This is a genomic window from Pseudomonas sp. I2 (assembly GCF_040984075.1).
Classification (GTDB): Bacteria; Pseudomonadota; Gammaproteobacteria; order Pseudomonadales; family Pseudomonadaceae; genus Aquipseudomonas; species Aquipseudomonas guariconensis_B.
On the sequence record NZ_JBCGFQ010000018.1, the window covers coordinates 35324 to 58164 of the forward strand.

General features: G+C 66.5%; 21 protein-coding genes. 7 read left to right on the forward strand and 14 right to left on the reverse strand.

What is annotated here, in order from left to right; translation table 11 throughout:
* Positions 1 to 95: 95 nt before the first annotated feature.
* The 5 genes from WCE05_RS11395 to WCE05_RS11415 form a co-directional block, all read right to left on the reverse strand.
* A complete protein-coding gene (locus tag WCE05_RS11395; protein WP_225787913.1) occupies positions 96 to 1058 on the reverse strand; it encodes an AraC family transcriptional regulator in 963 nt (320 codons plus the stop codon).
* Positions 1059 to 1333: 275 nt separating this feature from the next.
* The gene (locus WCE05_RS11400) at positions 1334 to 2389 is read right to left on the reverse strand and encodes a GlxA family transcriptional regulator (protein ID WP_225787914.1); all 1056 of its coding nucleotides are present in this window, start codon (positions 2387 to 2389) and stop codon (positions 1334 to 1336) included.
* Positions 2390 to 2448: 59 nt separating this feature from the next.
* On the reverse strand, positions 2449 to 3468 hold the full coding sequence (gene proX / locus WCE05_RS11405; RefSeq protein ID WP_368815945.1) for a glycine betaine/L-proline ABC transporter substrate-binding protein ProX: 1020 nt from the start codon (positions 3466 to 3468) through the stop codon (positions 2449 to 2451).
* A gap of 57 nt (positions 3469 to 3525) precedes the next feature.
* Complete coding sequence (gene proW / locus WCE05_RS11410) at positions 3526 to 4476, reverse strand: glycine betaine/L-proline ABC transporter permease ProW (RefSeq protein WP_225787916.1); 951 nt, start codon at positions 4474 to 4476, stop codon at positions 3526 to 3528.
* 55 nt (positions 4477 to 4531) lie between these two features.
* Positions 4532 to 5692 (reverse strand): glycine betaine/L-proline ABC transporter ATP-binding protein, encoded by a 1161-nt coding sequence (locus WCE05_RS11415; RefSeq protein ID WP_225787917.1) that lies wholly within the window; start codon positions 5690 to 5692, stop codon positions 4532 to 4534.
* Positions 5693 to 6144: 452 nt separating this feature from the next.
* On the opposite strand from WCE05_RS11415, the gene WCE05_RS11420 reads away from it, so the two are divergent.
* The gene (locus WCE05_RS11420; protein ID WP_225787918.1) at positions 6145 to 7152 is read left to right on the forward strand and encodes a LysR family transcriptional regulator; all 1008 of its coding nucleotides are present in this window, start codon (positions 6145 to 6147) and stop codon (positions 7150 to 7152) included.
* 197 nt (positions 7153 to 7349) lie between these two features.
* Here the strand turns inward: WCE05_RS11420 and WCE05_RS11425 are convergent, their stop codons facing one another.
* The 3 genes from WCE05_RS11425 to WCE05_RS11435 all read right to left on the reverse strand — a co-directional run bounded on the left by WCE05_RS11425 (position 7350) and on the right by WCE05_RS11435 (position 9909).
* On the reverse strand, positions 7350 to 8081 hold the full coding sequence (locus WCE05_RS11425; protein ID WP_225787919.1) for a hypothetical protein: 732 nt from the start codon (positions 8079 to 8081) through the stop codon (positions 7350 to 7352).
* Between the two features lie 113 nt (positions 8082 to 8194).
* Positions 8195 to 8986, reverse strand: coding sequence for a histidinol-phosphatase (gene hisN, locus WCE05_RS11430; RefSeq protein WP_225787920.1), 792 nt, complete (start codon positions 8984 to 8986; stop codon positions 8195 to 8197).
* A 92-nt stretch (positions 8987 to 9078) separates the two neighbouring features.
* Positions 9079 to 9909: an oxidoreductase gene (locus WCE05_RS11435; protein ID WP_225787921.1), complete on the reverse strand. Its 831-nt coding sequence runs from the start codon at positions 9907 to 9909 to the stop codon at positions 9079 to 9081.
* Between the two features lie 127 nt (positions 9910 to 10036).
* Here WCE05_RS11435 and WCE05_RS11440 point away from each other — a divergent pair, with 127 nt between their 5' ends.
* The 3 genes from WCE05_RS11440 (at position 10037) to WCE05_RS11450 (ending at position 13281) form a co-directional block, all read left to right on the forward strand.
* Positions 10037 to 10939 carry a LysR family transcriptional regulator gene (locus WCE05_RS11440; protein ID WP_368815946.1) on the forward strand — a complete coding sequence of 301 codons (903 nt, stop codon included), beginning with the start codon at positions 10037 to 10039 and terminating at the stop codon, positions 10937 to 10939.
* 108 nt (positions 10940 to 11047) lie between these two features.
* Complete coding sequence (locus WCE05_RS11445) at positions 11048 to 11974, forward strand: LysR family transcriptional regulator (protein WP_225787923.1); 927 nt, start codon at positions 11048 to 11050, stop codon at positions 11972 to 11974.
* 167 nt (positions 11975 to 12141) lie between these two features.
* Positions 12142 to 13281 (forward strand): XdhC family protein, encoded by a 1140-nt coding sequence (locus WCE05_RS11450; RefSeq protein ID WP_368815947.1) that lies wholly within the window; start codon positions 12142 to 12144, stop codon positions 13279 to 13281.
* 3 nt (positions 13282 to 13284) lie between these two features.
* On the opposite strand, the gene WCE05_RS11455 is transcribed toward WCE05_RS11450, so the two are convergent.
* On the reverse strand, positions 13285 to 15447 hold the full coding sequence (locus WCE05_RS11455) for a molybdopterin cofactor-binding domain-containing protein (RefSeq protein WP_368815948.1): 2163 nt from the start codon (positions 15445 to 15447) through the stop codon (positions 13285 to 13287).
* A gap of 1 nt (position 15448) precedes the next feature.
* Positions 15449 to 15913, reverse strand: a complete 465-nt coding sequence (locus WCE05_RS11460) for a (2Fe-2S)-binding protein (RefSeq protein ID WP_225787926.1) — start codon at positions 15911 to 15913, stop codon at positions 15449 to 15451.
* Between the two features lie 238 nt (positions 15914 to 16151).
* Between WCE05_RS11460 and WCE05_RS11465 the strand changes: the two genes are divergently transcribed.
* Together WCE05_RS11465 and WCE05_RS11470 are read left to right on the forward strand one after the other, a co-directional pair.
* Positions 16152 to 16742: an NTP transferase domain-containing protein gene (locus WCE05_RS11465; protein ID WP_253167760.1), complete on the forward strand. Its 591-nt coding sequence runs from the start codon at positions 16152 to 16154 to the stop codon at positions 16740 to 16742.
* A gap of 78 nt (positions 16743 to 16820) precedes the next feature.
* Positions 16821 to 17711: a universal stress protein gene (locus WCE05_RS11470; protein WP_225787928.1), complete on the forward strand. Its 891-nt coding sequence runs from the start codon at positions 16821 to 16823 to the stop codon at positions 17709 to 17711.
* Positions 17712 to 17885: 174 nt separating this feature from the next.
* Here the strand turns inward: WCE05_RS11470 and WCE05_RS11475 are convergent, their stop codons facing one another.
* From WCE05_RS11475 to WCE05_RS11485, 3 genes are all read right to left on the reverse strand, one after another.
* Entirely contained in the window at positions 17886 to 18407 is a 522-nt protein-coding gene (locus WCE05_RS11475) for an acyloxyacyl hydrolase (protein WP_368815949.1), read from the reverse strand.
* Between the two features lie 254 nt (positions 18408 to 18661).
* Positions 18662 to 19408: a phytanoyl-CoA dioxygenase family protein gene (locus WCE05_RS11480; protein WP_368815950.1), complete on the reverse strand. Its 747-nt coding sequence runs from the start codon at positions 19406 to 19408 to the stop codon at positions 18662 to 18664.
* 79 nt (positions 19409 to 19487) lie between these two features.
* Positions 19488 to 20354, reverse strand: a complete 867-nt coding sequence (locus WCE05_RS11485; protein ID WP_225787931.1) for a LysR family transcriptional regulator — start codon at positions 20352 to 20354, stop codon at positions 19488 to 19490.
* A 106-nt stretch (positions 20355 to 20460) separates the two neighbouring features.
* On the opposite strand from WCE05_RS11485, the gene WCE05_RS11490 reads away from it, so the two are divergent.
* Positions 20461 to 21846: an aldehyde dehydrogenase family protein gene (locus tag WCE05_RS11490; RefSeq protein WP_368815951.1), complete on the forward strand. Its 1386-nt coding sequence runs from the start codon at positions 20461 to 20463 to the stop codon at positions 21844 to 21846.
* Positions 21847 to 21889: 43 nt separating this feature from the next.
* Here WCE05_RS11490 and WCE05_RS11495 read toward each other — a convergent pair whose 3' ends face one another.
* On the reverse strand, positions 21890 to 22792 hold the full coding sequence (locus tag WCE05_RS11495; RefSeq protein ID WP_253081392.1) for a helix-turn-helix domain-containing protein: 903 nt from the start codon (positions 22790 to 22792) through the stop codon (positions 21890 to 21892).
* Between the last annotated feature and the right edge of the window lie 49 nt (positions 22793 to 22841).

The following is a 22841-nucleotide window of genomic DNA, read 5'->3' on the forward strand; positions in this document are numbered from 1 at the left end:
GGATGGGGCAATATCCGGATCGTGCAGAGTGCTATCCGATTTGTGCAGGCAGGTTGGGCACCTGGGTGTATCGGGGCTGCCTTGCAGCCCCTGGATCAGGCGCCCGTGCGACGCCGCAAGGTCTCGGAGGGCAACTCGCCGAACTGCTGCCGGTAGCTCTCGGAAAACCGCCCCAGGTGCAGGAAGCCATAGTCCATCGCCAACTCGGTCACGCTGCGCACCGCGCAGCTGGCATCGCTCAGGCAGGCGTGCACCTGCTCCAGCTTGCGCTGGCGAATGTACTGCCTGGGGGTGGTCCCCAGGTGCCGGTCGAACAGCGCGTACAACGAGCGCACGCTCATGCACGCCTGCTCGGCCAAGCCTTCGGCGGACATCTCCAGCTTCAGGTTGTGCTCGATGTGCTCGAGGATTCGCTCCAGGCTGGCCCCCGGCGTACCGAGGCATTCACGGCGGACGTTGGTGGTCAGCAGGGTCAGCAGCTTGCTGGCGACGATCTGGCTGTAGTGCCCCTGCACCCGCGGCAGCGAATCGCTCACCTCGGCCTCGTGGCAGATCATCGCCAGCAGGCTGACGAAACCGTCCAGCTCCTCCAGCCGGTAGTGATTGCGCAAGAAGCGTACGCCTGCGCTGGGTCGCTGCCAGCGCTGCTCGTCGCAGATCGATTCGAGCAGGCGGGTCGGCACCTTGAGGATGAACTTCTCGCAATCTTCCGAGTAGGTCAGGTCGACCGGGTCGTCCGGGTTGATCAGCAGCAGTTCGCCCGGCACCAGGTGGTGCTCGCGCTGGTGCCCGCGCCACAGGCAATTGCCGTTGAGCAGCACCTGCAGGTGGTAGATGGTCTCCAACGCCGGCGAGGTGACGCGCACGCTGCCGCCGTAGCTGATGCGGCACAGGTCGAGGTCGGCGAACTTGCGATGGCTCAGGCTGGCCTGGGGGTGGGTGCTTCGGGACAGGCCGATGCAATGCTGGCCCACATGCCGGTTGACGTAGTCGGAAACGGCATAGGGGTCGGCGTGATGGAACACGCTGCTGCGCTCGCTCAACAGGCGGCTTTCCATAGGCAAGGCACTCGGCTTCGTTATTGTTCTGGTCGCCGCTTCCTACGGGCGCGAGGGCCTGTGGTCGCGGTCGTTCACGGTCATTCTATCGGGCCGGCGGGGGAATTCAGGGCTCAGGCGACCACCGGCGATGCTTGCACACACTAAGCAAAAAGCCGAGAGCCAGGCAATGCGACCAAGGAAAGGTCGTGCGGATAGCGGACAGGGCTGGACGGGTAGCCGGGCGATTATCGGACAAATTTTGAATCCAGATGGGCAAGCTGACCCCAACAAGCTCAATGCGCCGCCATGTCCTGACGAACCGCCCAACCCTGGCTGCGAGCCCGGAACTGCCGTGGCGCGATGGAGAACAACTCACGAAAACGCCGGTAGAAATGCGGGAAGCTGACGAACCCGCTGGCCACCGCCACTTCGGTCAGCGACTTGCTGGTGTGCTGCAGCAACTGCCGCGCATGGGTCAGGCGCAGCTCCAGGTAGTAGCGCGGCGGCGTGGCCTGGACATGGCGGCGGAACAGGCGCTCCAGGTGACGCCGGGAAAGCCCGGCATGGCGGGCGATCTCGTCGATGCAGATAGGGTCCTCGATATTGGCATGCATCAGTTCCAGGGCCAGGCGCACACCGCGCGGCAAGGTCGGGTCGATGTCCGGCGCGGCCGCCGGCAGGCTGGCCTGCACCCGTGAACGGTCGCAGGCCAGCATCTGCTCCACGGCCCGGCGCAGCAGCTCGCCCCCGCTGTGTTCGAGCAGCCCGAGCATCATGTCCAGGGCACTGCTGGCGCCGGCACAACTCATGCGCTTGCGATCCAGCACATGGGCCAGCCGGCTGACCCGCACATGCGGGAACAGCTCGTTCATCATCGCCCGGCCATCGGGGTGGAAGGCGCATTCATGGTCATTGAGCAGGCCGGCCTCGGCCAGGAAGTAGGCCCCGTTCCACAGGCCACCGAGCAGGCAGCCTTGCTGGTCGGCCTGGCGTAGCTTGCCACGCAACAACGGATCGTTCTCCAGGCGCACCCGGAAACCACCGCACACCAGCAGGATGTCCAGCCCCTGCACATCGAGCTCGGCCAGCGGCGTGTTGACCGGCAAGGCCAGCCCCAGGTCGCTCATGACCTGGCTGCCCTCGCCCACCACCTGGATCTGGAACAACGGCGTGGCGCTCATCAGGTTGGCGGTCACCAGGGTGTCCATGGCGGCGGTGAAGGCCATCATGGAGAAGTGCTCGCGCAGGACGAAGGCCACCCGCCGGCACGGCTGCGACAGCGCCGTGCGGCCAGACGGATCCAGGTGGGCCAGGTTGGTGTTCTTCAGGACGCTTTCGAAATGACTCATGGCTCGACTCACAGGCAGCCGGTGCCCCGGCCAGGCCAGGGCGGGTGGGAGAAAAACGTTTACTTACCGGCGGCGTCGCGGGACGCCTGCAGCCACTCGTCGAACTGCTGGCGGTGGGCGGCGACCCATTCCTTGGCGTGGCGCTGGATATCGGCAGGCTTCTTCTCGCCCTGCTGCATCTTCAGGTTCTGCGCGCTCTCGTCGTCGGTGCTGATCTGCACCAGCGAGAGGAACTTCAGCGCCGCCGGGTTCTTGTCGGCGAAGTCCTTGTTCAGCACGGCCACCACCTTGTCCACGGCAAAGCCCAGGTTCTTGCCCTTGTACAGGGTGTCGACATCGTTGTTGCCGTCAGGCAGGTCGGTCTTGGGCACTTCCAGCCAGACCACGTCCTTGCCCTCGACCAGCACGCTGGCGATCCACTGCGGCACCCAGGTGAAATACAGGATCGGCTTGCCATCCTTGTAGCGGGTGATGGTGTCGGCCATCAGTGCGAAGTACGAGCCTTGGTTGACGTGCACGGTCTTCTCCAGGTCGTAGGCCTTCATGTGGTGGGCGATCACCAATTCGCAGCCCCAGCCCGGGTTGCAGCCGGTCAGATCGGCCTTGCCATCGCCGTCGGTGTCGAACAGCTTGGCGATCTCTGGCTTCTTCAGGTCGGTGATGTACTTGATGCCGTGCGCATCGGCGGTCTTCTTGTCGATCAGGTAGCCCTGACTCACCCCGGGCAGGATGTTGCCGGTCTTGACCATCGCGCTGTCACCGCCGGCCTGCTGGTAGAACTTGTCGTGCAGCTTCTCCCACAGGTGCACGGTGAAGTCGGCGTCGCCATTGGCCAAGGCCACCATCATCACGCCGTACTCGGTCTCCTTCGGTTCCTGAACCTTGTAGCCCAGTTCACGCAAGCCTTCCATGGCCACCTCGCCACGGAAGCGCTCCTCGGCGATGGAGGGGAAGATCGGCGTGACCTTGACGCCCTCGCCCGGCTTTTCGGCCGAGGCGCTGGCGCACAGGGAGGCGGCCACCAGCGACAAGGCGGTGGCGCATTGCAGGACGCTACGGGAGAACTTGGATCGATGCATTGTCACTTACCTTCTTCTGGTTGTTCTTTACAGGTAGGGCAGATGGGGTCGGTGGGCTCAGGCGGCCTTGCGTGGTGCGCCCTGCCCTGAACCACACAGGCGCAGCAGCAGGCCCACGGGGCCGGTGTGGTACCAGCGCAGGCTCGGGTCGGCGCTGCTGCGCGCGCCCATGGCCTGGGTCAGGCGGTCGAGGAAGATCGCCAGCAGCACCAGCCCTACCCCGCCGACCGTGGCCAGGCCCATGTCCAGGCGGCCGATACCGCGCAGCACCATCTGCCCCAGGCCACCCACCGAAATCATCGAAGCGATCACCACCATCGACAGCGACAGCATCAGGGTCTGGTTCATGCCCGCCATGATGGTCGAGGTGGCCAGGGGCAGTTGCACCCGGGTCAGCATCTGCCGCGGCGTGCAACCGAAGGCGCGCGCCGCCTCGATCTTGTCTTCCGGCACCTGGCGGATCCCCAGGTTGGTCAGGCGCACCAGCGGCGGCAGGGCGAAGACGATGGTCACCAGCACGCCCGGCACGTTGCCGATGCCAAACAGCATCACCACCGGCACCAGGTAGACGAACGCCGGCAAGGTTTGCATGGCATCGAGCACCGGGCGCACCACCCGCTCCAGGTGATCGCTGCGGGCGCAGAGGATGCCCAGCGGGATGCCGATCACCGCGCAGAAGAACACCGAGGTCAGCACCAGCGCCAGGGTGGTCATGGATTCCGACCACACGCCGATCAGCCCCAGCAGGGTCAGGGTGACGAAGCACAGCAGCGCCATGCGCCGGCCGGCCAACTGCCAACCGAGCAACGACGAAAGGATGATGCCGATGCTCGGCGGGATGCTCTGCAGCACGAACTCGATACCGTTGAGCACCTGGTCGATCGGCCAGCGGATGGCACGGAATACGTCGCGGAAGTTGTGCACCAGAAAATTCAGGGTGGCTTCCACCCAGTCACCCAGCGGCAGGGTGGCGGACTGGAACGGGTCGAGAAGACTGAACTCGGACATCGGGGCTTACCTCTTCTTGTGGCCGCAGGCGCTCATCGGCACCCGCGACGGGCGCTCAGTGGCGGCTCAGGGTCTGCAGCAGCTCGTTCTTGGAAATGGTGCCTTTGAGGGCGCCGGCGCGGTCGAGCACGGGTACCGGGTAAGGCAGGCTGGCAACGATACCCAGCACGTCATGCAGGGGCGTGTCGATGTACACCGGCTGCTGCTCGTGCAGGCTGTAGCGATCGCTGGCCGAGGCGCCGTTGACGTCGGTGTCGACCACACCAAGCAACTGGCCATGCTCGTCGACCAGGTAGCCGTACGGCACCCCGGGCTTGAAGCGTGGCGCCTTGCCGTTGACCCGGCACACCGTCTCTGGATCGAACTGGGCGACATCCCCTGCCTTGAGCACCCGCGAGCTGTCGAAGCCTTTGAAGAAGGTGCGCACGTACTCGTTGGCCGGCTGGTTGATCAGCTCCTGGGGCGTGCCGATCTGCACCACCCGGCCGCCTTCCATGATCGCGATGCGATGGCCGATGCGGATGGCTTCCTCGATGTCGTGGGAAATGAAGATGATGGTGCGTTGCTGCTCGGCCTGCAGGCGGATCAGCTCGCCCTGCATCTCGCTGCGGATCAGTGGGTCGAGGGCCGAGAAGGCCTCGTCCATCAGCAGGATCGCCGGGTCGTTGGCCAGCGCGCGGGCTAGGCCCACGCGCTGCTGCATGCCACCGGAGAGCTGGTGCGGGTAACTGTGCTCGTGGCCAGCGAGGCCAACCTGGCTCAAGGCTTCGCGGGCCCTGGCGTGGCGCTCCTGCTCCGGGACGCCGGCGATCTCCAGGCCGAAGGCGGTGTTCTCCAGCACGCTCATGTGGGGCATCAGGGCGAAGGACTGGAACACCATGCCCATTTCCTTGCGCCGCACGTCGAGCAAGTCCTTGTCGGACAGACCGGTGATCTCTCTGCCGTTGAGGTGGATACTGCCGGCGGTGGGTTCGATCAGGCGGTTGAACAAGCGCACCATGGTCGACTTGCCCGACCCGGACAGGCCCATGATGACGAAGATCTCGCCACGCTTGACGGAAAAGCTTGCATCGAACACGCCGACGACGTGGCCGGTCTTGCTGAAAATCTCATTCTTGTCGGCACCCTTGCGCAACATCTCCATGGCCATGTCCGGGTTCGGACCAAACACCTTGAAAATATTGTTCACCGAAAGAATTTCATCGGCATGGCTCATACGACCCTCTTCTTATGCTTATAACCAATCTTCAAACATCGCACTTCTCGGGTAAGGCGGGTTCGGATCAGTGCGAGTACGCTTGGCAGTCCGTTCAAGTTCGAACGCGAGTCAAACCGGCACGCAGGCGGCCCTGCTTGGAAAAATTCTCGACATCGATGTCTTCGATGCCGCGCCGTTGCTTTCACGTTAGGCCCAGGGGGGGAGCGGGGTCCAACGACATTTAGGGCGCGCTAACCATTACCTGGGGTTATCAATGCCCTGGCGAGCGCACTGTCCTGCAGGTTCCAGCGGGGCCACGGCTTCCCCAGGGCAAGCGCATACCGCCGCGAAGGGCCGCATGGCCGTGCCCCGCGCCCCGACGCAGCGGTTTACCGCCTGGGCGCTCCCACGCTAGAGTGAGGCACACCGCGCCCTCCCCAGCCCCACGAAGGACCTCGACGCCCAGCCCCATGGCCAGACACACCGAACCCGATCAGACCCTGATCAAGATGCCCTCCCTGCGTGCGGTCAAGGTCTTCGTCGCCGCCGCCAAGTATCAGAACTTCACCCGCGCCGCCGAGGCCCTGTGCGTGACCCAGGCGGCGGTTAGCCGGCAGATCCGCGAGCTCGAGGCGCACCTGGGCGCCGAACTGTTCACCCGCGCCGGGCGTGCGGTGGAGCTGACCGTGGCCGGCTCGATCTTCTTCGATGCCGTGCAGTTGTCGTTCGTCAACATTTCCCAGGCCGCCGAGCGCATCCGCAGCAACACCAACACCAAGCACGTGGTCACCCTGTGCTGCTCGCCAGCGTTCTCCGCGCTCTGGCTCGGGCCTCGGCTGCCGCGGTTCTTCGAGGAGAACCCGGACATCGACATCAACCTCATCACCACCCAGAACTTCCTGTCCATGGAGCCGGGGGCGCGGCCGGACATCTTCATCTCCAAGCTGGGCAGGATCCACGAAGGCTACCGCTGCCAGCCGCTGAACCACGACATCATCTACCCGGTGTGCTCGCCCCAGTACCTGGAGCAGCATCCGGAGCTGCGCACCCTGGAAGGCATCCGGGATGGGGCCCTGCTCAACCTCAGCCCTTATGGCCGCTCCCAGGTCGCCGAGCACGTGGACTGGAACGTTTGGCTGGCCTTCCATGACATCGACCTGAAGAGCCGGGCCAGCCAGGCACCGCACTTCTTCAACGCCAACGACTACAACCTGCTGGTGCAGCTCGCCCAGAGCCACCAGGGCGTGGTGCTCGGCTGGCATATCCTGGTGGCGCCGCTGGTCGCCCAGGGCCTGCTGGTGCGGCCGGTGCCCCAGGAGGTGGTGCTCAAGGACACCTTCCACTACCTGTCGTTCAACGAAGACAAGGAGCACGACTCCAGCTGCCGCCGTCTGCGTGACTGGTTGCTGGCACAATACGAGCCACTGCAACGGGACGATCCCGGCGCCATAACGCCAGCTCATCGATCGCTCCGCTAGCGACGAGCCGTGAGCAAGGCCGCAGTTCTTGCCATACACCGATGCTGTCAGAGCCGGCGATGGGCTGCGAAGCAGCCCCACAGGCGCCAAGCCGATCACACATGAGGGTGGCTTGCAGGGCCGTGTGGGAGCGGGCTTGCCCGCGAACAAGGCGCAACCCTTGCCCTGTACCGCTGGTATCACGACCGGCCCATAGGCTACTGCACCGGCAGGAAGTTCATCAGCAACAGGCTCTGCGCATAGTTCAGCCCGATCCTCCGGTAGCGCTCGTCGAGCATCTGCGCCAGCAGGTCCAGCCTCGCCACGATCTTGCCGAACTCCACCGCGAAACTCAGGTTGCTGCCCTCCTCGGAAATCTCGTTGGAGAACAGCAACAGCACACCATTGGCATCCTGGCGCTGGCTGAGCATCCAGGTGGCCTTCTCGATATTGCGCGCAGCGTTGTTGACGAACAGCGGGTCGATGGTATCGGTCATGTAGAACTCGGTGCGCCCGCCATGGGCGGTGATCAGCATGCTGCCGATGGCGTAGATGAAGGCACCGACCCGGTCGCCACGAAACTCCGGGCTCAAGGCATAGCTCAGCGCTGCCAGGTCGCGGCGGTTGCCCAGTTGCGGCAACGGCTGGCGCTGTTCGATGGCCAGGCGGATCTGCCGCTCGGCGGTGGCGGCATCGAGGTAGCCGGACTGCTTCCACTGGCTGGGGTTGCGCAGGTACAGCTTGTTCATCAGCAGGTACAGGCTCTGCAGGTTGTCACGCATGGACAGGGTGGCCATGCGGTCGACGCTGGTCTGGAACAGCTCGCTGGGCTGACCGTCGCCGAACTGGCTGATGATGTCACGGCCCTGCTGCTGGGTGCAGGCGCACAGGGCGGTCAACGCACCTGCCAGGAGCAGGCGCAGGGAGAGTCTGAGGTGTGGAGCAACCATCGGCACCGGGGTCTGGAATCAACGGCTGGGCCGGGAATCGGCCCAACCTGACCAGACATAGAGCGCGCAAACGGGAAAAAGTGCGGCGGGCGGTTGCAACGCCGCCCCTTGGCTCACATCGCTTGGCGCAGCATCTGCACCACCTGTGCATGCAGCGCCGGATCGCCACAGGCCACCACGCAGCCGCCGTGCTGCGCCGGGCCGCCGTCCCAGGCGGTGATCACCCCGCCCGCGCCCTCGATGATCGGGATCAGCGCCTGTACGTCGTAGGGCTGCAGGCTGGCCTCGACGATCACGTCGACGAAGCCGGACGCCAGCATGCAGTAGGCATAGCAGTCGCCACCGTAGCGCATCAACCGGGCACGGCCGGCCACGGCCTCGAAGGCCGCCTTGCGCGCGGGCGTGTCGAACATGTCCGGGGTGGTGCACATCAAGGTCGCCGCGGCCAGGTCGGCGCAGGCGCGGGTCTTCAAGGGTGTGCCGCTGCGCCAGGCGCCCTCGGGCGTGCCGACGAAACGCTCGCCGGTGAACGGCTGGTTCATCACCCCGAGGACCGGGCGCGTACCGTCGTTCAGGGCAATCAGCGTGCCCCACAATGGCAGGCCGGTGATGAAGGCGCGGGTGCCGTCGATCGGGTCGAGCACCCAGGTCAGCGGGCTGCTGCCAGCGGCCACGCCTTGCTCCTCGCCGAGGATACCGTGCTCCGGGTAGCGGGCCTGGATCTGCGCACGCATGGCATCCTCGGCGGCCTTGTCGGCCACGGTGACCGGGTCGTACAGGCGCCCGCCCTTGTCCTCGACCTCCAGGCTCGCCCGGAAATACGGCTGGATCGCCGCCGCGGCGGCATCGGCCAACTGCTCGGCGAAGACGCGGAATTCGCCAATCTGCTCAGCACTCAGGGACATGGGTCAGGCCTCGTTCAGGGAAAGGGCTCGCATCATACCCGACTCCACCCGGGATCGAAGCCTGTGTCGAACCCAGGGTGGAGCGCGCCCATTCAATCGGCGAAGTCGGTGGACAGCGACCATTCCCGCCAGTGCGCCAGTTCCCGCTCGACCAGGGCATGCTTGGCCTCGACCCGCGCGACCGCATCGCTGCCCAGCGGCAGGCGCAGCGGTGGCTGCTCGGCGTTGGCCAGGGCCAGCATGGCTTCGGCGAATCGTTGCGGGTCGCCCGGCTGGGCATGGTTGGCCGAAGCGGCGAAGGTGCGCATCTGGCCGACCGTCTGGTCATAGTCGGGCAGTTCCAGGGCGGTCTTGACCAGCGACTGGTCGTCGAGAAAATCGGTGCGGAAGAACCCCGGCTCGACCACGGTCACCTTGATGCCCAATGGCGCCAGCTCCTGGTGCATGGCCTCGCTGATGCCCTCCACGGCGAACTTGGTCGAGCCGTACACGCCCCAGCCCATGTAAGCCTGGTAGCCACCCAGCGAAGAGATGTTGATGAGGTGGCCGCTGCGCTGGCGGCGCATGTGCGGCAGCACCGCGCGGCTGACGTTGAGCACGCCGAACACGTTGGTGGCGAACAGCCGCTCGGTCTCGCTGGCGCTGGTTTCCTCCACCGCCCCCAGCACCCCGAAACCGGCATTGTTGACCAGGACATCGATACGGCCGAAGCGCTTGATGCCTGCAGCCACGGCCTGGTGGGCCTGTTCTTCGCAGGTGACGTCCAGGCGCACGGCCAGCAGGTTCGGCTGCTGGCCCAGGCGGGCCTCGATGTCCTCGGGCTTGCGTGCGGTGGCGATGACCGCATCGCCGGCCGCCAGGGCCTGTTGGGCGATCAGTGCACCGAATCCGCGGGAAGCGCCAGTGATGAGCCAGGTACGCATGTCAATTCCTCCTGTAGACGACCCTGCACCGCGCAGGGCCTTGTCGATGAGTGAGGTCACTGTACGTCTGGGCGGTTGATGTGATAATCCCATGAATTTCGCATGCTCTTGTGAGGTGCATTCAACAATGAAATCGCCCAGCACCGCCGACCTGTCGCTGTTCCTGTGCATCGCCCGGCACCTGAACTTCAGCCGCGCCGCCGTCGAACTGGGGCTCACGCCCTCGGCCCTGAGCCATGCCCTGCGCACCCTGGAAACCCGCCTGGGCGTGCGCCTGTTCAACCGCACCACGCGCAGCGTGGCCCTGACCGAGGCCGGCGAGCGCCTGTACCAGCGCCTGCAACCGGCCTTCCGCGATATCGCCGATGCCCTGGAAGATCTCGACAGCATGCGCGACAGCCCCTCTGGCAAGCTGCGCATCACCGCCGGCCGGGCCGCCGTGGAGCTGGCCTTGCTGCCGCTGGCCAGCCGTTTTTTGGCCGCCTACCCGGACGTGCGCCTGGAGATCGCCAGCGACGATGCCCTGGTGGACATGGTCGGTGCCGGCTTCGATGCCGGCGTACGCCTGGGCGAGCGCCTGCAGGCGGACATGGTGTCGCTGCCCATCGGCCCCTACCTGCGCTCGGTGGTGGTGGGCGCGCCGGCGTTCTTCGAGCGCCATCCGCGCCCCCGGCAACCCCACGACCTGCGCACCCTGCCCTGCATCGGCCACCGTTTCCCCAGCGGTGCGCTGTACCGCTGGGAGTTCGAACGGGGTGGCATGCGCCTGGAGGTGGACGTGCAGGGGCCACTGGTGCTCGGCGATGTCAGCCTGATGCCCGACGCCGCCCTGGAGCGCGTGGGCCTGGCCTATGTGTTCGAGGACATGGTCCGCGAGCACCTGGCCAGCGGCCGGCTGGTGCAGGTACTGGAGGACTGGACGCCCTACTACCCGGGCTTGCACCTGTACTACCCGAGCCGACGCCATGTACCGGCAACCCTGAAGGCCTTCATCGAGTTCGTGCGCAGCCAGCGCGACGCCGATTTGTAACGCCAGGTTGCAGGCCCTCCTGCGGCCACTGGCGTTTTGCCCCCATGCGGTTTTTACTTGCAGAGTGCCTGGCGCGTGGCTGGGCTGCCGACGGCTGGAGATCCCGCCATGCGCCAAGACCACCTCGATGGCCTGGTCACCTTTCTTGCAGTGGCCGAGGAGAAAGGCTTCTCCACGGCCGCCGTGCGCCTGGGCGTCTCGCCCTCGGCGGTCAGCCAGAGCATTCGCAGCCTGGAGCATCGCCTGGGGCTGGTGCTGTTCAACCGCACCACCCGCAGCGTGGCCTTGACCGAGGTCGGCGAGCGCTTCCTGGAGCGGGTCCAGCCGGCCCTGGAGGCCTTGACCAATGCCTCCCGCGAACTGGGCCGCGAGGCCGACCACCCCAGTGGGCTGTTGCGCCTGAACGTGCTGCGGGCCAGCTACCTGATCGTGCTGCAACCGATCCTGCGGCGCTTTCTCGCCACCTACCCGGAGATCAGCCTGGAGCTGCGGGTGGAGAACCAACTGGTAGACATCGTCGCCCAGGGGTTCGACGCCGGTATCCGCTTCGGTGCGGCGGTCGACAAGGACATGGTCGCCCTGACGGTCGGCCCGCCGCTGCAGGCGCAGGTCATCGCCGCCCCCGACTACCTGGCCCGCCATGGCCGCCCCCAGCATCCACGGGCGTTGCTCGAGCACGACTGCATCGGTTTTCGCCACAGCAGCAGCGGGCAGATCGAACGCTGGGCCTTCAGCCGCGGCAACGAGCACTTCGAGTTGCAGGTGCGTGGGCGCCTGGTGCTCAACGACTCGGAGATCCTCGTACGCTCGGCCCTCGATGGGCTGGGCATCGCCTACATGATCAATGGCTATATCGAGCCCTTTCTCGCGCAAGGGCGCCTGGTGCGCCTGCTGGAGGACTGGAGCCCGTGCTTTCCCGGCTTGCAGCTGTACTACCCGGATCGCCGCCGGGTGCCGGCCAAGCTGCGGGCATTGATCGACTTCCTGCGCGCGGAATGGGCGCAGGCGCCATTGGTGGAGGAGTTGCTGTCGTGATGCGGACCTTCATTCAGTGATCGTCCAGGGCCGCCTCGCGCCCCAGTATTTGCTAGGGCCGAACACTATGAAGCCCTGCTTCAAGCCCCTTGCAGCAAGCCCCCGTCAATGCTTCGCCGATCCTGTTGAATAATCTGCATTCGGGCAACGAAGCGGAAAGCACGCGCATGAGCGAGATCGGCAGGCTGCTGGCCGCCCTGGCCAGCCAGGCCAGGGATGGCGAAGAAAGCGTCATGGCCACGGTGGTCAGGGTCCAGGGTTCGGCCTACCGGCGCCCCGGTGCGCGCATGCTGATCGCTCGCCACGGCGGCACCGTCGGCATGGTCAGCGGCGGCTGCCTGGAAGGCGAGCTGGCCCGCCGCGCCTGGTGGCTGACCGAGGGCGCAGAACCGGTGCTGCGTACCTACAGCACCGGCGTCCGGGACGGCGATGCCGATGAACAGGAGGCCCTGGCCTTTGGCCTGGGCTGCAACGGCACGGTGGATATCCTGCTCGAACGTGTCCGCGAGTTCGACCGTTACCTGCCGGCATGCCTGTTGCGCGAGGTCCGTGCCAGCCGCACCCCTGCGGTGCTGGCCACGGTGATCGACAGCACCTTCGCCGGCCTGGGCCTGGGTGCACGGGCCTGCCTCGACGCACGGGGCGTGCAACTGCCGCCCGGCCTGCCTGACGCGCTGGTCGAGCGGCTGGCCCTCGACCTGCACCAGGTGGCCGCGCAGCGCCGCAATGCCAGCCAGGCCTACCTGTGGCAAGAGCAGCGCTGCGAAGTGCTGTTCGAGTACCTGGCGGCACCGCGCCGGCTGGTGCTGTTCGGCGCAGGCCACGATGCACAACCCCTGGCGAACATGGCCGCGCAGCAGGGTTGGCAGGTCTGCGTGGTGGATGCGCGCCGCCACTTCGCCCGGCGCGAGCGTTTCCCCGAGGCCGAGCAAGTGCTGCACCTGGAACTGCAGCGCCCCGTCAACCTAGCGGCCCTGCTCGACGATGCCGCCGTGGTGGTGATGAGCCACAGCCTGGCCCAGGACCGTCACTGGCTGGCCCAGGCCCTGGCTCATCGCAGCGCCTATATCGGCCAGCTCGGCCCACGGGAGCGCACCGAACGCCTGCTCGACGAGATCGGCGCCGGCAGCGACGCCCGCCAACGCCTGCACTACCCCATGGGCCTGGATATCGGCGCCGAGGGCCCGGAAGCCGTGGCCTTGTCGGTGCTGGCGGAGATCGCCGGGCACTTCAACGGCCGCGACGGCCGCCCGCTGCGCCTGCGCAACGCCCCCATCCACGATGGCCTGGGGGCGTTGCACGGCTGAGCCTCAGGCCTTGCGCAGCGCCTGGGGATCGATGGGCAGGCTGCGCAGGCGCTTGCCGGTGGCGGCGAACACCGCGTTGACCACCGCCGGCGCCACCGTCACCGTGGCCACCTCGCCCAGGCCGCCCGGCGCCTCGGGGCTGTCGATGCGGAAGGTATCGAGCGTTGGTGTCTCGTTCAGGCGCAGCATCCGGTAGCTGTCGAAGTTGCCCTGCTCGACCCGGCCGTCCTTGAAAGTGATATTGCCGAACAGCGCCGCCGTCAGGCCGAACAGGGTGCCGCCCTGGACCTGTGCCACCACGCTGTCAGGGTTGATGGCGATGCCGCAGTCGACCACGGTGGTGATGCGTTCGACGGTAACGTTGCCGGCATCGTCCACGCTCACCTCGGCCACCTGCGCCGAGTAGGTGCTGAAACAGTAGGTCAGAGCCAGGCCACGGCCCCTGCCGGCGGGCAAGGGATCGGCCCAGCCGGACTTGTCCTTGAGCGTTTCCAACACCTTCAGTGCCCGTGGGTGGGCCTCGAGCAACGGGTAGCGGAAGTCGAACGGGTCGCGCCCGGCCAGGTGCGCCAGCTCGTCCATCAGGCCCTCGACCATGAAGGCGTTCTGGGTATGCCCGACCCCGCGCCAGAACGCCGGCAGGATCCCCGCCGGCGGCTCGTGACGCACGTAGTGCACCGCCAGGTTGGGGAAGGCATAGGGGCCGCAGGCATCGCGCACGGCATCACGGTCGACGCCATTGACGAAGGCCGCCGGCAACCAGCGGGCGAGGATCGAGCCGCCGGTGATCTTGTGGGTCCAGGCCACCGGCCTGCCCTCTTCGTCCAACGCCGCGCTGAGGTGGTTGTAGTGATAGGGCCGCAGGGTGCTGTGGCGCGTGTCTTCCTCACGCGACCAGATGACCTTCAGCGGATAGTCCACCTGCTTGGCCAGCTTCACCGCGTCGCTGACGAAATCCACGTCCAGGCGGCGACCGAAACCACCGCCGAGCAAGTGGTTGTGGACCGTCACGGCCTCTTCCGGCAGGCCGGTGATCTGCGCCGCCACGGCCTTGGCCCGGGCGGGCACCTGGCTCCCCAGCCATAGTTCGCAGGCGTCCTTGCGCACATGCACGGTGCAGTTGACCGGCTCCAGGCAAGCATGGGCCAGCCAGGGCACCTGGTACACCGCGTCGATACGCTTGCTGGCCTTGGCCAGGGCTGAGGCGGCATCCCCCTCGACCCGCACCTGCACCCCCGGCTGTTCGGCCGCCTTGCGCATGGCTTCGAGCATCTGCGCGCTGGACATCCCGGCGTTGGCACCTTCGTTCCACTTCGGCTGGAGCAGCGCCATGCCCTTGCGCGCCGCCCCCATGTGATCGGCCACCACCGCCACGGCGTTGTCGCTGTGCAATACCTGGCGCACACCCGCGACCGCCATGGCCGGCGCCGGGTCGACCTCGGCCAGGGTACCGCCGACCACCGGGCACAACTGGATCGCCGCCACCTTCATGCCGTCCGGGTGGGCGTCGATGCCGAACACCGCCTGGCCGTTGATCTTGTCTGGCGAATCGGTACGCGGCGCCGGCGTGCCGATCAGCTTGAAGTCCTTCGGGTCCTTCAGCGGGATCTGCTCCGGCAGCGGCAGGCCGGCGGCGGCATCCACCAACTCGCCGTAGGCCAGCTGGCGGCCACTGCCTGGGTGCAGCACCTTGCCCTGCTCGGCCCGGCAACTGGCTGGGTCGACCTTCCACTGCGAGGCCGCTGCGGCTACCAGCAGGATACGCGCCGCCGCGCCCGCCTCGCGCAGCGGCTTCCAGTTGCCCGGCACCGAGGTCGAGCCCCCCGTGACCTGGAAGCCCAGCACCGGGTTGGCGTAGCGTTTGTCGTCGGCCGGAGCATGCTCGACGGTGACCTGGTCGAGGCCGACTTCCAGCTCTTCGGCGATCAACGCCGGCATCGAGGTGTAGGTGCCCTGGCCCATCTCCACCGGTTGGATGGTCAGGTAGACATGGCCCTGGCGATCGATGCGCACGTAGGCGTTGGGCGCGAATGCTGCCGCTTCGGCCTGCACGGCACGCACGCCCAGCGGCAAGGCGAAGCTGATCAGCAGCCCGCCGCCGACAGCGGCGCTGGCCTTGAGGAAACCACGCCGGCTGAGGCCTGGGGCAGGTTCATGGCGGGTCATGTCACACCTCCACCTGGCCGGAGGCGGTCTTGATCGCCTGGCGGATACGCACATAGGTGCCGCAGCGACAGATGTTGCCGGACATGGCGCCGTCGATCGCGGCATCGTCCGGCGTGGGGTTGCTGGCCAGCAGCGCGGTCGCCGACATGATCTGGCCGGTTTGGCAATAGCCGCACTGGACCACTTCGTGCTTGAGCCAGGCGGCCTGCACGCGCTTGCCCAGCTCGGTCTGGCCAATGCCTTCGATGGTGGTGATGTCCGCACCGGCCAGGGCGCCGACCGGCATCATGCAGGCGCGCACCGCCGAGCCGTTCATGTGCACCGTGCAGGCCCCGCACAGGGACAGGCCGCAGCCGAACTTGGTGCCGGTCATGCCCAGCACGTCGCGCAAGACCCAGAGCAGCGGCGTGTCGTCCTCGACCTCCACCTGATGCTCATGGCCGTTGATCTTCAGGGTGTGGACCATTGGACGATCTCCTCGGGGGTGTTGGGCGCTCACGGCTTGTCGTTATCGTTCTGGGCCCGGCCTTCGCGGCCTCGGGCGGGTAACCTGTAAAGGGTAGTGACTGGAGCGCGAGGGAAAAACCGCGCAAGGCTGCAAGCGGCATGAAGGCAAACTTAATGATCACGGCAACGCTGCCAGCCCGCGATTGCATCGGCGTGCCCTGCACAGTACGGTGATGCCCACACCCAAGGAGCCCCGCATGACCACCACCGCTGTCGCCCTCGTCCTGGCCGCCGGCCACAGCCAACGCTTCGGCAGCGACAAGCGCCAGCAGCGCCTGGACACCGGCCAGACCCTGCTCGAAGCCAGCCTGGCCCTGCCCTGCGCGCGGCTGGCCGAGGTCTGGCTGGCCTTGCGCGATGACGACCGCGCCCCGGCCACGCTGCCGGCCAAAGTGCGCGTGCTGCAGTCCGGCGCCAGCCGCCTGGGCCTGGGGCACAGCATCGCCGCGAGCGTCGAGCGCATCGCCCAGGCCAGCGATGCACAGGTACTGGCCCTGTTCCTCGCCGACATGCCCTTCATCCGCCCGGCCACCTTCGAGGCCCTGCTCGCCTGTGCCGATGCCGCGCACATCTGCCGCCCCGCCTACCAGGGCCGCCCAGGGCATCCGGTGCTGTTCGGCCGCGCCTTCTGGCCCGCGCTGTGCCAGCTCGAGGGCGACAACGGCGCCCGCGCCGTGCTGCAGGCCCACCCTGGGGCGGTACGCACGGTGGACGTGGCCGACCCAGGTGTGCTGCTGGACATCGACCGCCCTGCCGACCTGCCGAGTAGCGGCCAGCGTCTAGACTGAAGAAGGAATTCCCGCGCCACTTGGCCCGGACAACCAGCACCGGCATGAACGGGGGGCTGCCGTACGTGGAGGTGTGAGATGAGCCAGTTCAAGCGATTGTTCGTCATGCTTGGCCCGCAGATGCGCCACACACCCGCCCTGCAGCGGGCGGCGGCGCTGGCCGAATCCAGCGGGGCGTTGCTGGATATCAACGTCTTCGTCGACGATGTCGACACCTTCGGCTTGATGAGCGATGGCCGCGAGCGCGAGCGACTGCTCGAGCACAATCGCCAATGGCTGGCCGACGAGGCCGAACAGCTGCGCACCGCCGGCCTGGACGTGTCCACCGAACTGCTGCTGACCCGCGACCCGTTGGCCAGCGTGCTGGAACAGGTCGAGCGGCTGGGATGCGACCTGCTGGTCAAGGACGTGCAGCACGAACCGGTGCTCAAGCGCTTGCTGGTCACGCCGCTGGACTGGCAACTGCTCAAGGACAGCCCGGTCGCCGTGCACCTGGTCAGCGAGATCCGCCTGCCCTTGCCCCGGCAGATCGCCGCTGCTGTCGACCTCAACAGCCATGGCGCCGGCGAGCACCTGGACGAGCAGGTGATCCGCAGTGCCCATGCCCTGGCCTTGCAATGCAACGCCGAGCTGCACCTGCTGCACGTGTGCGACGCGGCCAAGACCCATATCGCCGATTTCGGTGCCGGCACGGTGACCATGCCCGGTTTCGACGCCAGCGTACGCACAGCGCAGCGCACAGCCTTCAACCGCCTGGGCGATCATCACCAGATCGACCTGGAGCGCCGGCATTTCCTCGAAGGGCCGGCCATCCGGGCGATCGCCCAGTTCGTCGGCCAGAGCCGGATGGATGTGATCGTCATGGGCAACCACCGCCACGATGCCATGCAGACCTTCCTCGGCGGGACCACGGCCCATGTGATCGAGCATTCGCTGTGCAACGTATTGGCGATCAAAGCGGTGCGCTGAGGCGGCTGGTCCCCATGCCGGTCAGCAAACGATAGGGGGCTGCTGTGCAGCCCATCGCCGGCGAGCCGGCTCCCAGGGCCGCGCCGTTCTTGAGGTCGGCGCCAAATTTGTGGGGCTTGCCAGCGATGGGGCGCGAAGCGGCCCCAACGCTCCCATCCTGGGGAGCAACGCCGATCAGAAGCCCTTGCTGTAGTACAGCGAGTACGACTCGATGCCGTCGTTCGGCTGCTTGAGGCCAGCGTTGGAATAGTGGATCGCACGCAAGCCGACCTTCTGCTCGCCCGGCAGCTTCAGGCCGAAGCCGAGGCGGTCCTCGAAGTTGACCGATGAGCCCAGGCGCTGGTCGCCGACGTCGGTCTTGGAGAATGCCGCCAGGCCGATACCGGCCTCGATGAACGGGGTGTAGGTGAAACCGCTGAACTCATAGACGAACACCGGGCTGAACGACAGCGAATGGGCGCCGCTGGCCTCGCCACCTTCCCAATAGGTGTAGGCCGCATCCCAGTAGCCGGTCAGGTGGCCGGTGCTGCTTTCGAACCACTTCTTGTCCCAGTCGAACGACAGGCCGGCACGGTAGGTCATGTCGCCCTGGCCGGTGGCACCAATGGCACCGGAAACCTGGGCGGCCTGCGCCAGGCTGGCGCCGGCGAAAGCCAGCACAGCGGCGGCCAACGAAGCGGCGAGACGGGTTTTCATCAATGACATCTCCTGATGGTCTTCACGGACAGGCCGGCCCCCACGGCTTGCGGCCTGTTGGCAATCGGGGGCTCGTGCCCCTCGTTCTCGCTTGTTTAACCCGGCGCATCCAACCAGGTAACAAGGCGTAATACTTTTCGGATTATCGACCAGATAAACGGAAAGTTGAAAGGCATATGCCACTATTGGCTAAGACACACTGTTCCATTTGTGTAAGTAGTTTCGCTTTTTGCGCATGACAGTTCCCGACCCGCTCAGTCGTACTCCGCCTCCTCATGTTCCCCTAGCAGGCGCCGCTGCCGTGGCGTGGCCGCCGCCAGCACCTCGGGATTGAACTGCCATGCCAGGTACGGCGAGAACTTCTGCGCCACCATGCGCCGGCCGTAGTGCACCTGGAGCATGTCGCGTACCTGCCCGGCGCTGCTGTTGGCGCCGCCGCTGTGCCAGACGTCACTGCGAAATACCAATGCATCGCCCGCCTGGCACAGGACCGGGCGCGCGCCCTGCCCCTGCCAACTGTCCTCGCCTGCCTGCGGCGGGCGCCCGGCGCGATGGCTGCCGGGCACGATCCAGGTCGGGCCGATGGCCTCGTCGATGTCACACAGGTACAGGTGGGCGGTGAGGATCTGCATCGGCAGGCTGAAGTCCTGCCGCGCGCGGACCCAGTCCGGCAGCGCCATGGGCAGGTGGTCCAGGTGCAGGCCCATGCCCGGGTAGCCGGGATGGCTGCGCCAGGCGGTCTGGCCGATCACATGGCAGTCCTGGCCCAGCGCAGCCTCGGCCAGCGCGATCACCGGCGGCAGGTCGAGAAACGGCAACCACAGTGGGTCGCGGTTGAACACGCACTTGTAGTGTTCCAGCAGGCCCTGGTAGTCCCAATGGATCGGTTGCAGGTCATCGATGGCGCAACGCAGCAAGGCGATCTGCAAGGGTTCGAGGACGCGGGGCAGCAGCACATAGCCACGGTCGTGCAACGCTTGCAGCTGGACATCCAGGCTCATGAGGGGGCTCCCGGAAAATCGCCTACACCCTGTTCGACGCCCCCAGGGCCGCTGCGTTCGAACCATGGCGGGCCGTCGGTCAGGCGGCCCGGCGCTCCTCCAGCAGCTTGACGAACATGCTCAGGCTGCGCGACACCGTGCCCCGCCGCCATACCAGCCAGGTCTTGAGGTAGCGGAAGTCCTCCGACAACGGCCAGACGCTCACCGTGCTGCAGCCGGGCATGCTGTCGAGCATGCTGCGTGGCATCAGTGCCAGGCCCGCACCGGCGCTGACGCAGGCGAGCATGCCGTGATAGGACTCCATCTCGTGGATTTTGCCCGGCACGGCGTTGTCCTGGACGAACCAGTTCTCGAAGTGATGGCGGTACGAGCAGTTGGCGCGAAAGGCATAGATGTTCTCGCCGTTGACGTCACGGGCGCGGCCCACCGGGGCGTGGTTGAGCGGCGCGATGATGACCATCTCCTCCTCGAACACCGGCATGCCCTCGAGGGTCGGATGCAGCACCGGGCCATCCACGAAGGCCGCCACCAGGCGCCCCGACAGCACGCCTTCGAGCATGGTCCCCGAGGGGCCGGTGGACAGGTCCAGGTCGACCTTGGGGTAGCGCTGGTTGTAGGCCGCCAGCAGGCCCGGGATGCGCACTGCCGCGGTACTCTCCAGCGAGCCGAGGGCGAAGGTGCCCTGGGGATCCTCCCCCGCCACGGTCAGCCGCGCCTCGTGCACCAGGTCGAGGATGCGCCGGGTGTATTCGAGGAAGTTCCAGCCAGCCGGCGACAGGCGCAGACGGCTCTTCTCGCGGATGAACAACGCCACGCCCAGGTCTTCTTCCAACTGCTTGATACGGGTGGTCAGGTTCGACGGCACCCGATGGATATGCTGGGCAGCGGCGCTGATGCTGCCATGCTCGGCCACGGCCTTGAAGATCTCCAGTTGCACCAGGTCCACGGTCTTTCTCCAATCGTGAATGTTTCGCTCATTATTATTCAGTTTTCATTAAAGCCGCACACCACTAGTCTGGGCGCCAGTCGGATACAACAACGAGGAGCCCGCCATGAGCGAGATCAGCAGCCTGACCCATGCCATTTCCGTCGACCCGTACAGCGGCGAACGGATCGGCCACTATCCCTTCGACACCGACGCCGCACTGGAAGCGGCGCTGCAACGCGCCAAGGCAGGCTTTGCCCAGTGGCGCCGAGTGTCGCTGGGTCAGCGCAGCGAATACCTGCTCGCCCTGGCGACCGCCCTGCTGGCCAACCAGGAAGCCTTCGCGCAGATGATCGCCCGCGAGATCGGCAAGCCGATCACCCAGGCCCGTGGCGAAGTGAGCAAGTGCGTCGGCCTGTGCCAGTGGTACGCCGAGCACGGCCCAGCCATGCTCGCGCCGGAACCGACCCAGATCGACAAGGCCCGCATCGAATACCGCCCGCTGGGCCCGATTCTGGCGGTGATGCCGTGGAACTTCCCGCTCTGGCAAGTCCTGCGTGGCGCGGTCCCGGCATTGCTGGCCGGTAACACCTACGTGCTCAAGCATGCGCCGAACGTGATGGGCAGCGCCTACCTACTGCTGGAGCTGTTCAAGCAGGCCGGGCTGCCCGAGGGCGTGTTCGAGGTGATCAATGTCGCCCCGGAAGGCGTCACCCGTGCCATCCAGGACCCACGCATCGCCGCCGTCACCCTGACGGGCAGCGTACGCGCCGGCATGGCCATCGGTGCCCAGGCCGGCGCTGCGCTGAAGAAGTGCGTGCTCGAACTGGGGGGCAGCGATCCGTTCATCGTCCTGGCCGATGCGGACCTGGATGCGGCGGTCAAGGCCGCTGTCATCGGTCGCTACCAGAACACCGGCCAGGTCTGCGCCGCGGCCAAGCGCCTGATCGTCGAAACCAGCATCGTCGAGGAGTTCACCCGCCGGTTCGTCGAGGCCACGCGCCAGCTGAAGGTCGGCAACCCGCTGGAGGACGATACCTACATCGGCCCGATGGCCCGCTATGACCTGCGCGACGAGCTGGACGGCCAGGTCCAGGCCACCCTGGCCGAAGGCGCCACCCTGCTGCTCGGCGGTCACAAGCTCGAGGGTACCGGCAACTTCTACGCCCCGACGGTCTTCGCCGACGTGACGCCGGCCATGACGGCCTTCAGGCAGGAGCTGTTCGGCCCGGTGGCAGCAATCATCAGCGCCCGCGATGCCGACCACGCAGTGGAGCTGGCCAACGACAGCGAGTTCGGCCTGGCCTCGACGATCTACACCGCCGACCTGGCCCTGGCCGAGCGCATGACCGAGGCGCTGGACACCGGTGGCGTGTTCATCAACGGCTACTGCGCCTCCGACCCCCGCGTGGCCTTCGGTGGCGTGAAGAAAAGCGGCTTCGGGCGGGAGCTGTCGCACTTCGGCGTGCGCGAGTTCTGCAACGTGCAGACGGTGTGGCTGGATCGCGACTGATCCACTCGGCCGGGCCTTGGCGCATGGAGGCTGCTTTGCAGCCTTACCCTCGCCTACGCTTCAAGGTCTCGCTCGGCAACTCCCGGAACAACTGCCGGTAGCTGTCGGAAAACCGCCCCAGGTGCCAGAACGACCAGCGCATGGCCACCTCGGCCACGGTGACCTGCGCATTTCCCCGCAGCAGGTCGCGCCGTGCGCCGTTGAGCCTGCGCAAACGCAGCCAGTGCGCCGGGGGCATGCCGGTGAACGCCTTGAAGGCCTGCTGCAACTGGCGCAGGGAAACCCCGGCCACCTGCGCCAGCTCGACCAGGTTGAGGGTTTCTTCCGGGCAGTCGGCGGCCCACTCGCTGACCCGGCGCATGATCGCCCGCTCCTCGTCACGCCGGCCCAGGGCCTGCCCTTGCAGGCGCTGGCAGGCGTTGTCGAGGATGAACAGGCAATCTTCCAGCAGTTGCTCGGCCAGGGCCTGCCCTTGCAGCGGGCAGTCGGCACCGGCCAGACGCGTCAGGGTCGCGCTCAGCCAACTGCCGAACAAGGCATTCTGCCCACTGCCCAGCGGCACCATGAACAAACCTTCCAGGCGCGCCAGGTCCAGACCATGGCGGGCCAGAAACGTCTGGTCGAACACCACCGCCACTTCTTGGTAGTTCTCCGGAGTGATCCAGATGTTGCGGCTGTCTTCGTTGAGCAGGTACAGGCTGTTGTCGCTGCGGTCGAAGCAGAACGCCAGGGCACCGCTCGGGGCGTGGAAGAACTGCTCGACCCGGGTGTTCAGGCATTCCTCGTAGACCTCCACGCCATCGAGCCACAGGCAGCGCAGTTGACCATTGAAATGCCCCGGGGACATCTGCCGGTATTGCTGCTGCCAACCGGGGGTCACGCGCACCTGTTCGGTCACGTCGTGGGTATGGAAAGCCTGGACCTGCAAGGCATTGGGCGTTGTCACGCGGCATCCTTCATGCACTCTTTTGGTGCATTCATCGAGAAAAAAAGTG

What these genes read in the sequence shown, in the direction of transcription:
- WCE05_RS11435 (WP_225787921.1), bottom strand. Translation starts at nt 9,909, where the DNA reads ATGCGTACCTGGCTCATCACTGGCGCTTCCCGCGGATTCGGTGCACTG.
- WCE05_RS11490 (WP_368815951.1), top strand. Translation starts at nt 20,461, where the DNA reads ATGAGCGAGATCAGCAGCCTGACCCATGCCATTTCCGTCGACCCGTAC.
- WCE05_RS11455 (WP_368815948.1), bottom strand. Translation starts at nt 15,447, where the DNA reads ATGACCCGCCATGAACCTGCCCCAGGCCTCAGCCGGCGTGGTTTCCTC.
- WCE05_RS11475 (WP_368815949.1), bottom strand. Translation starts at nt 18,407, where the DNA reads ATGAAAACCCGTCTCGCCGCTTCGTTGGCCGCCGCTGTGCTGGCTTTC.
- WCE05_RS11445 (WP_225787923.1), top strand. Translation starts at nt 11,048, where the DNA reads ATGCGCCAAGACCACCTCGATGGCCTGGTCACCTTTCTTGCAGTGGCC.
- proW (WP_225787916.1), bottom strand. Translation starts at nt 4,476, where the DNA reads ATGTCCGAGTTCAGTCTTCTCGACCCGTTCCAGTCCGCCACCCTGCCG.
- hisN (WP_225787920.1), bottom strand. Translation starts at nt 8,986, where the DNA reads ATGTCCCTGAGTGCTGAGCAGATTGGCGAATTCCGCGTCTTCGCCGAG.
- WCE05_RS11400 (WP_225787914.1), bottom strand. Translation starts at nt 2,389, where the DNA reads ATGAGTCATTTCGAAAGCGTCCTGAAGAACACCAACCTGGCCCACCTG.
- WCE05_RS11465 (WP_253167760.1), top strand. Translation starts at nt 16,152, where the DNA reads ATGACCACCACCGCTGTCGCCCTCGTCCTGGCCGCCGGCCACAGCCAA.
- WCE05_RS11460 (WP_225787926.1), bottom strand. Translation starts at nt 15,913, where the DNA reads ATGGTCCACACCCTGAAGATCAACGGCCATGAGCATCAGGTGGAGGTC.
- WCE05_RS11450 (WP_368815947.1), top strand. Translation starts at nt 12,142, where the DNA reads ATGAGCGAGATCGGCAGGCTGCTGGCCGCCCTGGCCAGCCAGGCCAGG.
- WCE05_RS11470 (WP_225787928.1), top strand. Translation starts at nt 16,821, where the DNA reads ATGAGCCAGTTCAAGCGATTGTTCGTCATGCTTGGCCCGCAGATGCGC.
- proX (WP_368815945.1), bottom strand. Translation starts at nt 3,468, where the DNA reads ATGCATCGATCCAAGTTCTCCCGTAGCGTCCTGCAATGCGCCACCGCC.
- WCE05_RS11480 (WP_368815950.1), bottom strand. Translation starts at nt 19,408, where the DNA reads ATGAGCCTGGATGTCCAGCTGCAAGCGTTGCACGACCGTGGCTATGTG.
- WCE05_RS11415 (WP_225787917.1), bottom strand. Translation starts at nt 5,692, where the DNA reads ATGAGCCATGCCGATGAAATTCTTTCGGTGAACAATATTTTCAAGGTG.
- WCE05_RS11395 (WP_225787913.1), bottom strand. Translation starts at nt 1,058, where the DNA reads ATGGAAAGCCGCCTGTTGAGCGAGCGCAGCAGCGTGTTCCATCACGCC.
- WCE05_RS11425 (WP_225787919.1), bottom strand. Translation starts at nt 8,081, where the DNA reads ATGGTTGCTCCACACCTCAGACTCTCCCTGCGCCTGCTCCTGGCAGGT.
- WCE05_RS11440 (WP_368815946.1), top strand. Translation starts at nt 10,037, where the DNA reads ATGAAATCGCCCAGCACCGCCGACCTGTCGCTGTTCCTGTGCATCGCC.
- WCE05_RS11420 (WP_225787918.1), top strand. Translation starts at nt 6,145, where the DNA reads ATGGCCAGACACACCGAACCCGATCAGACCCTGATCAAGATGCCCTCC.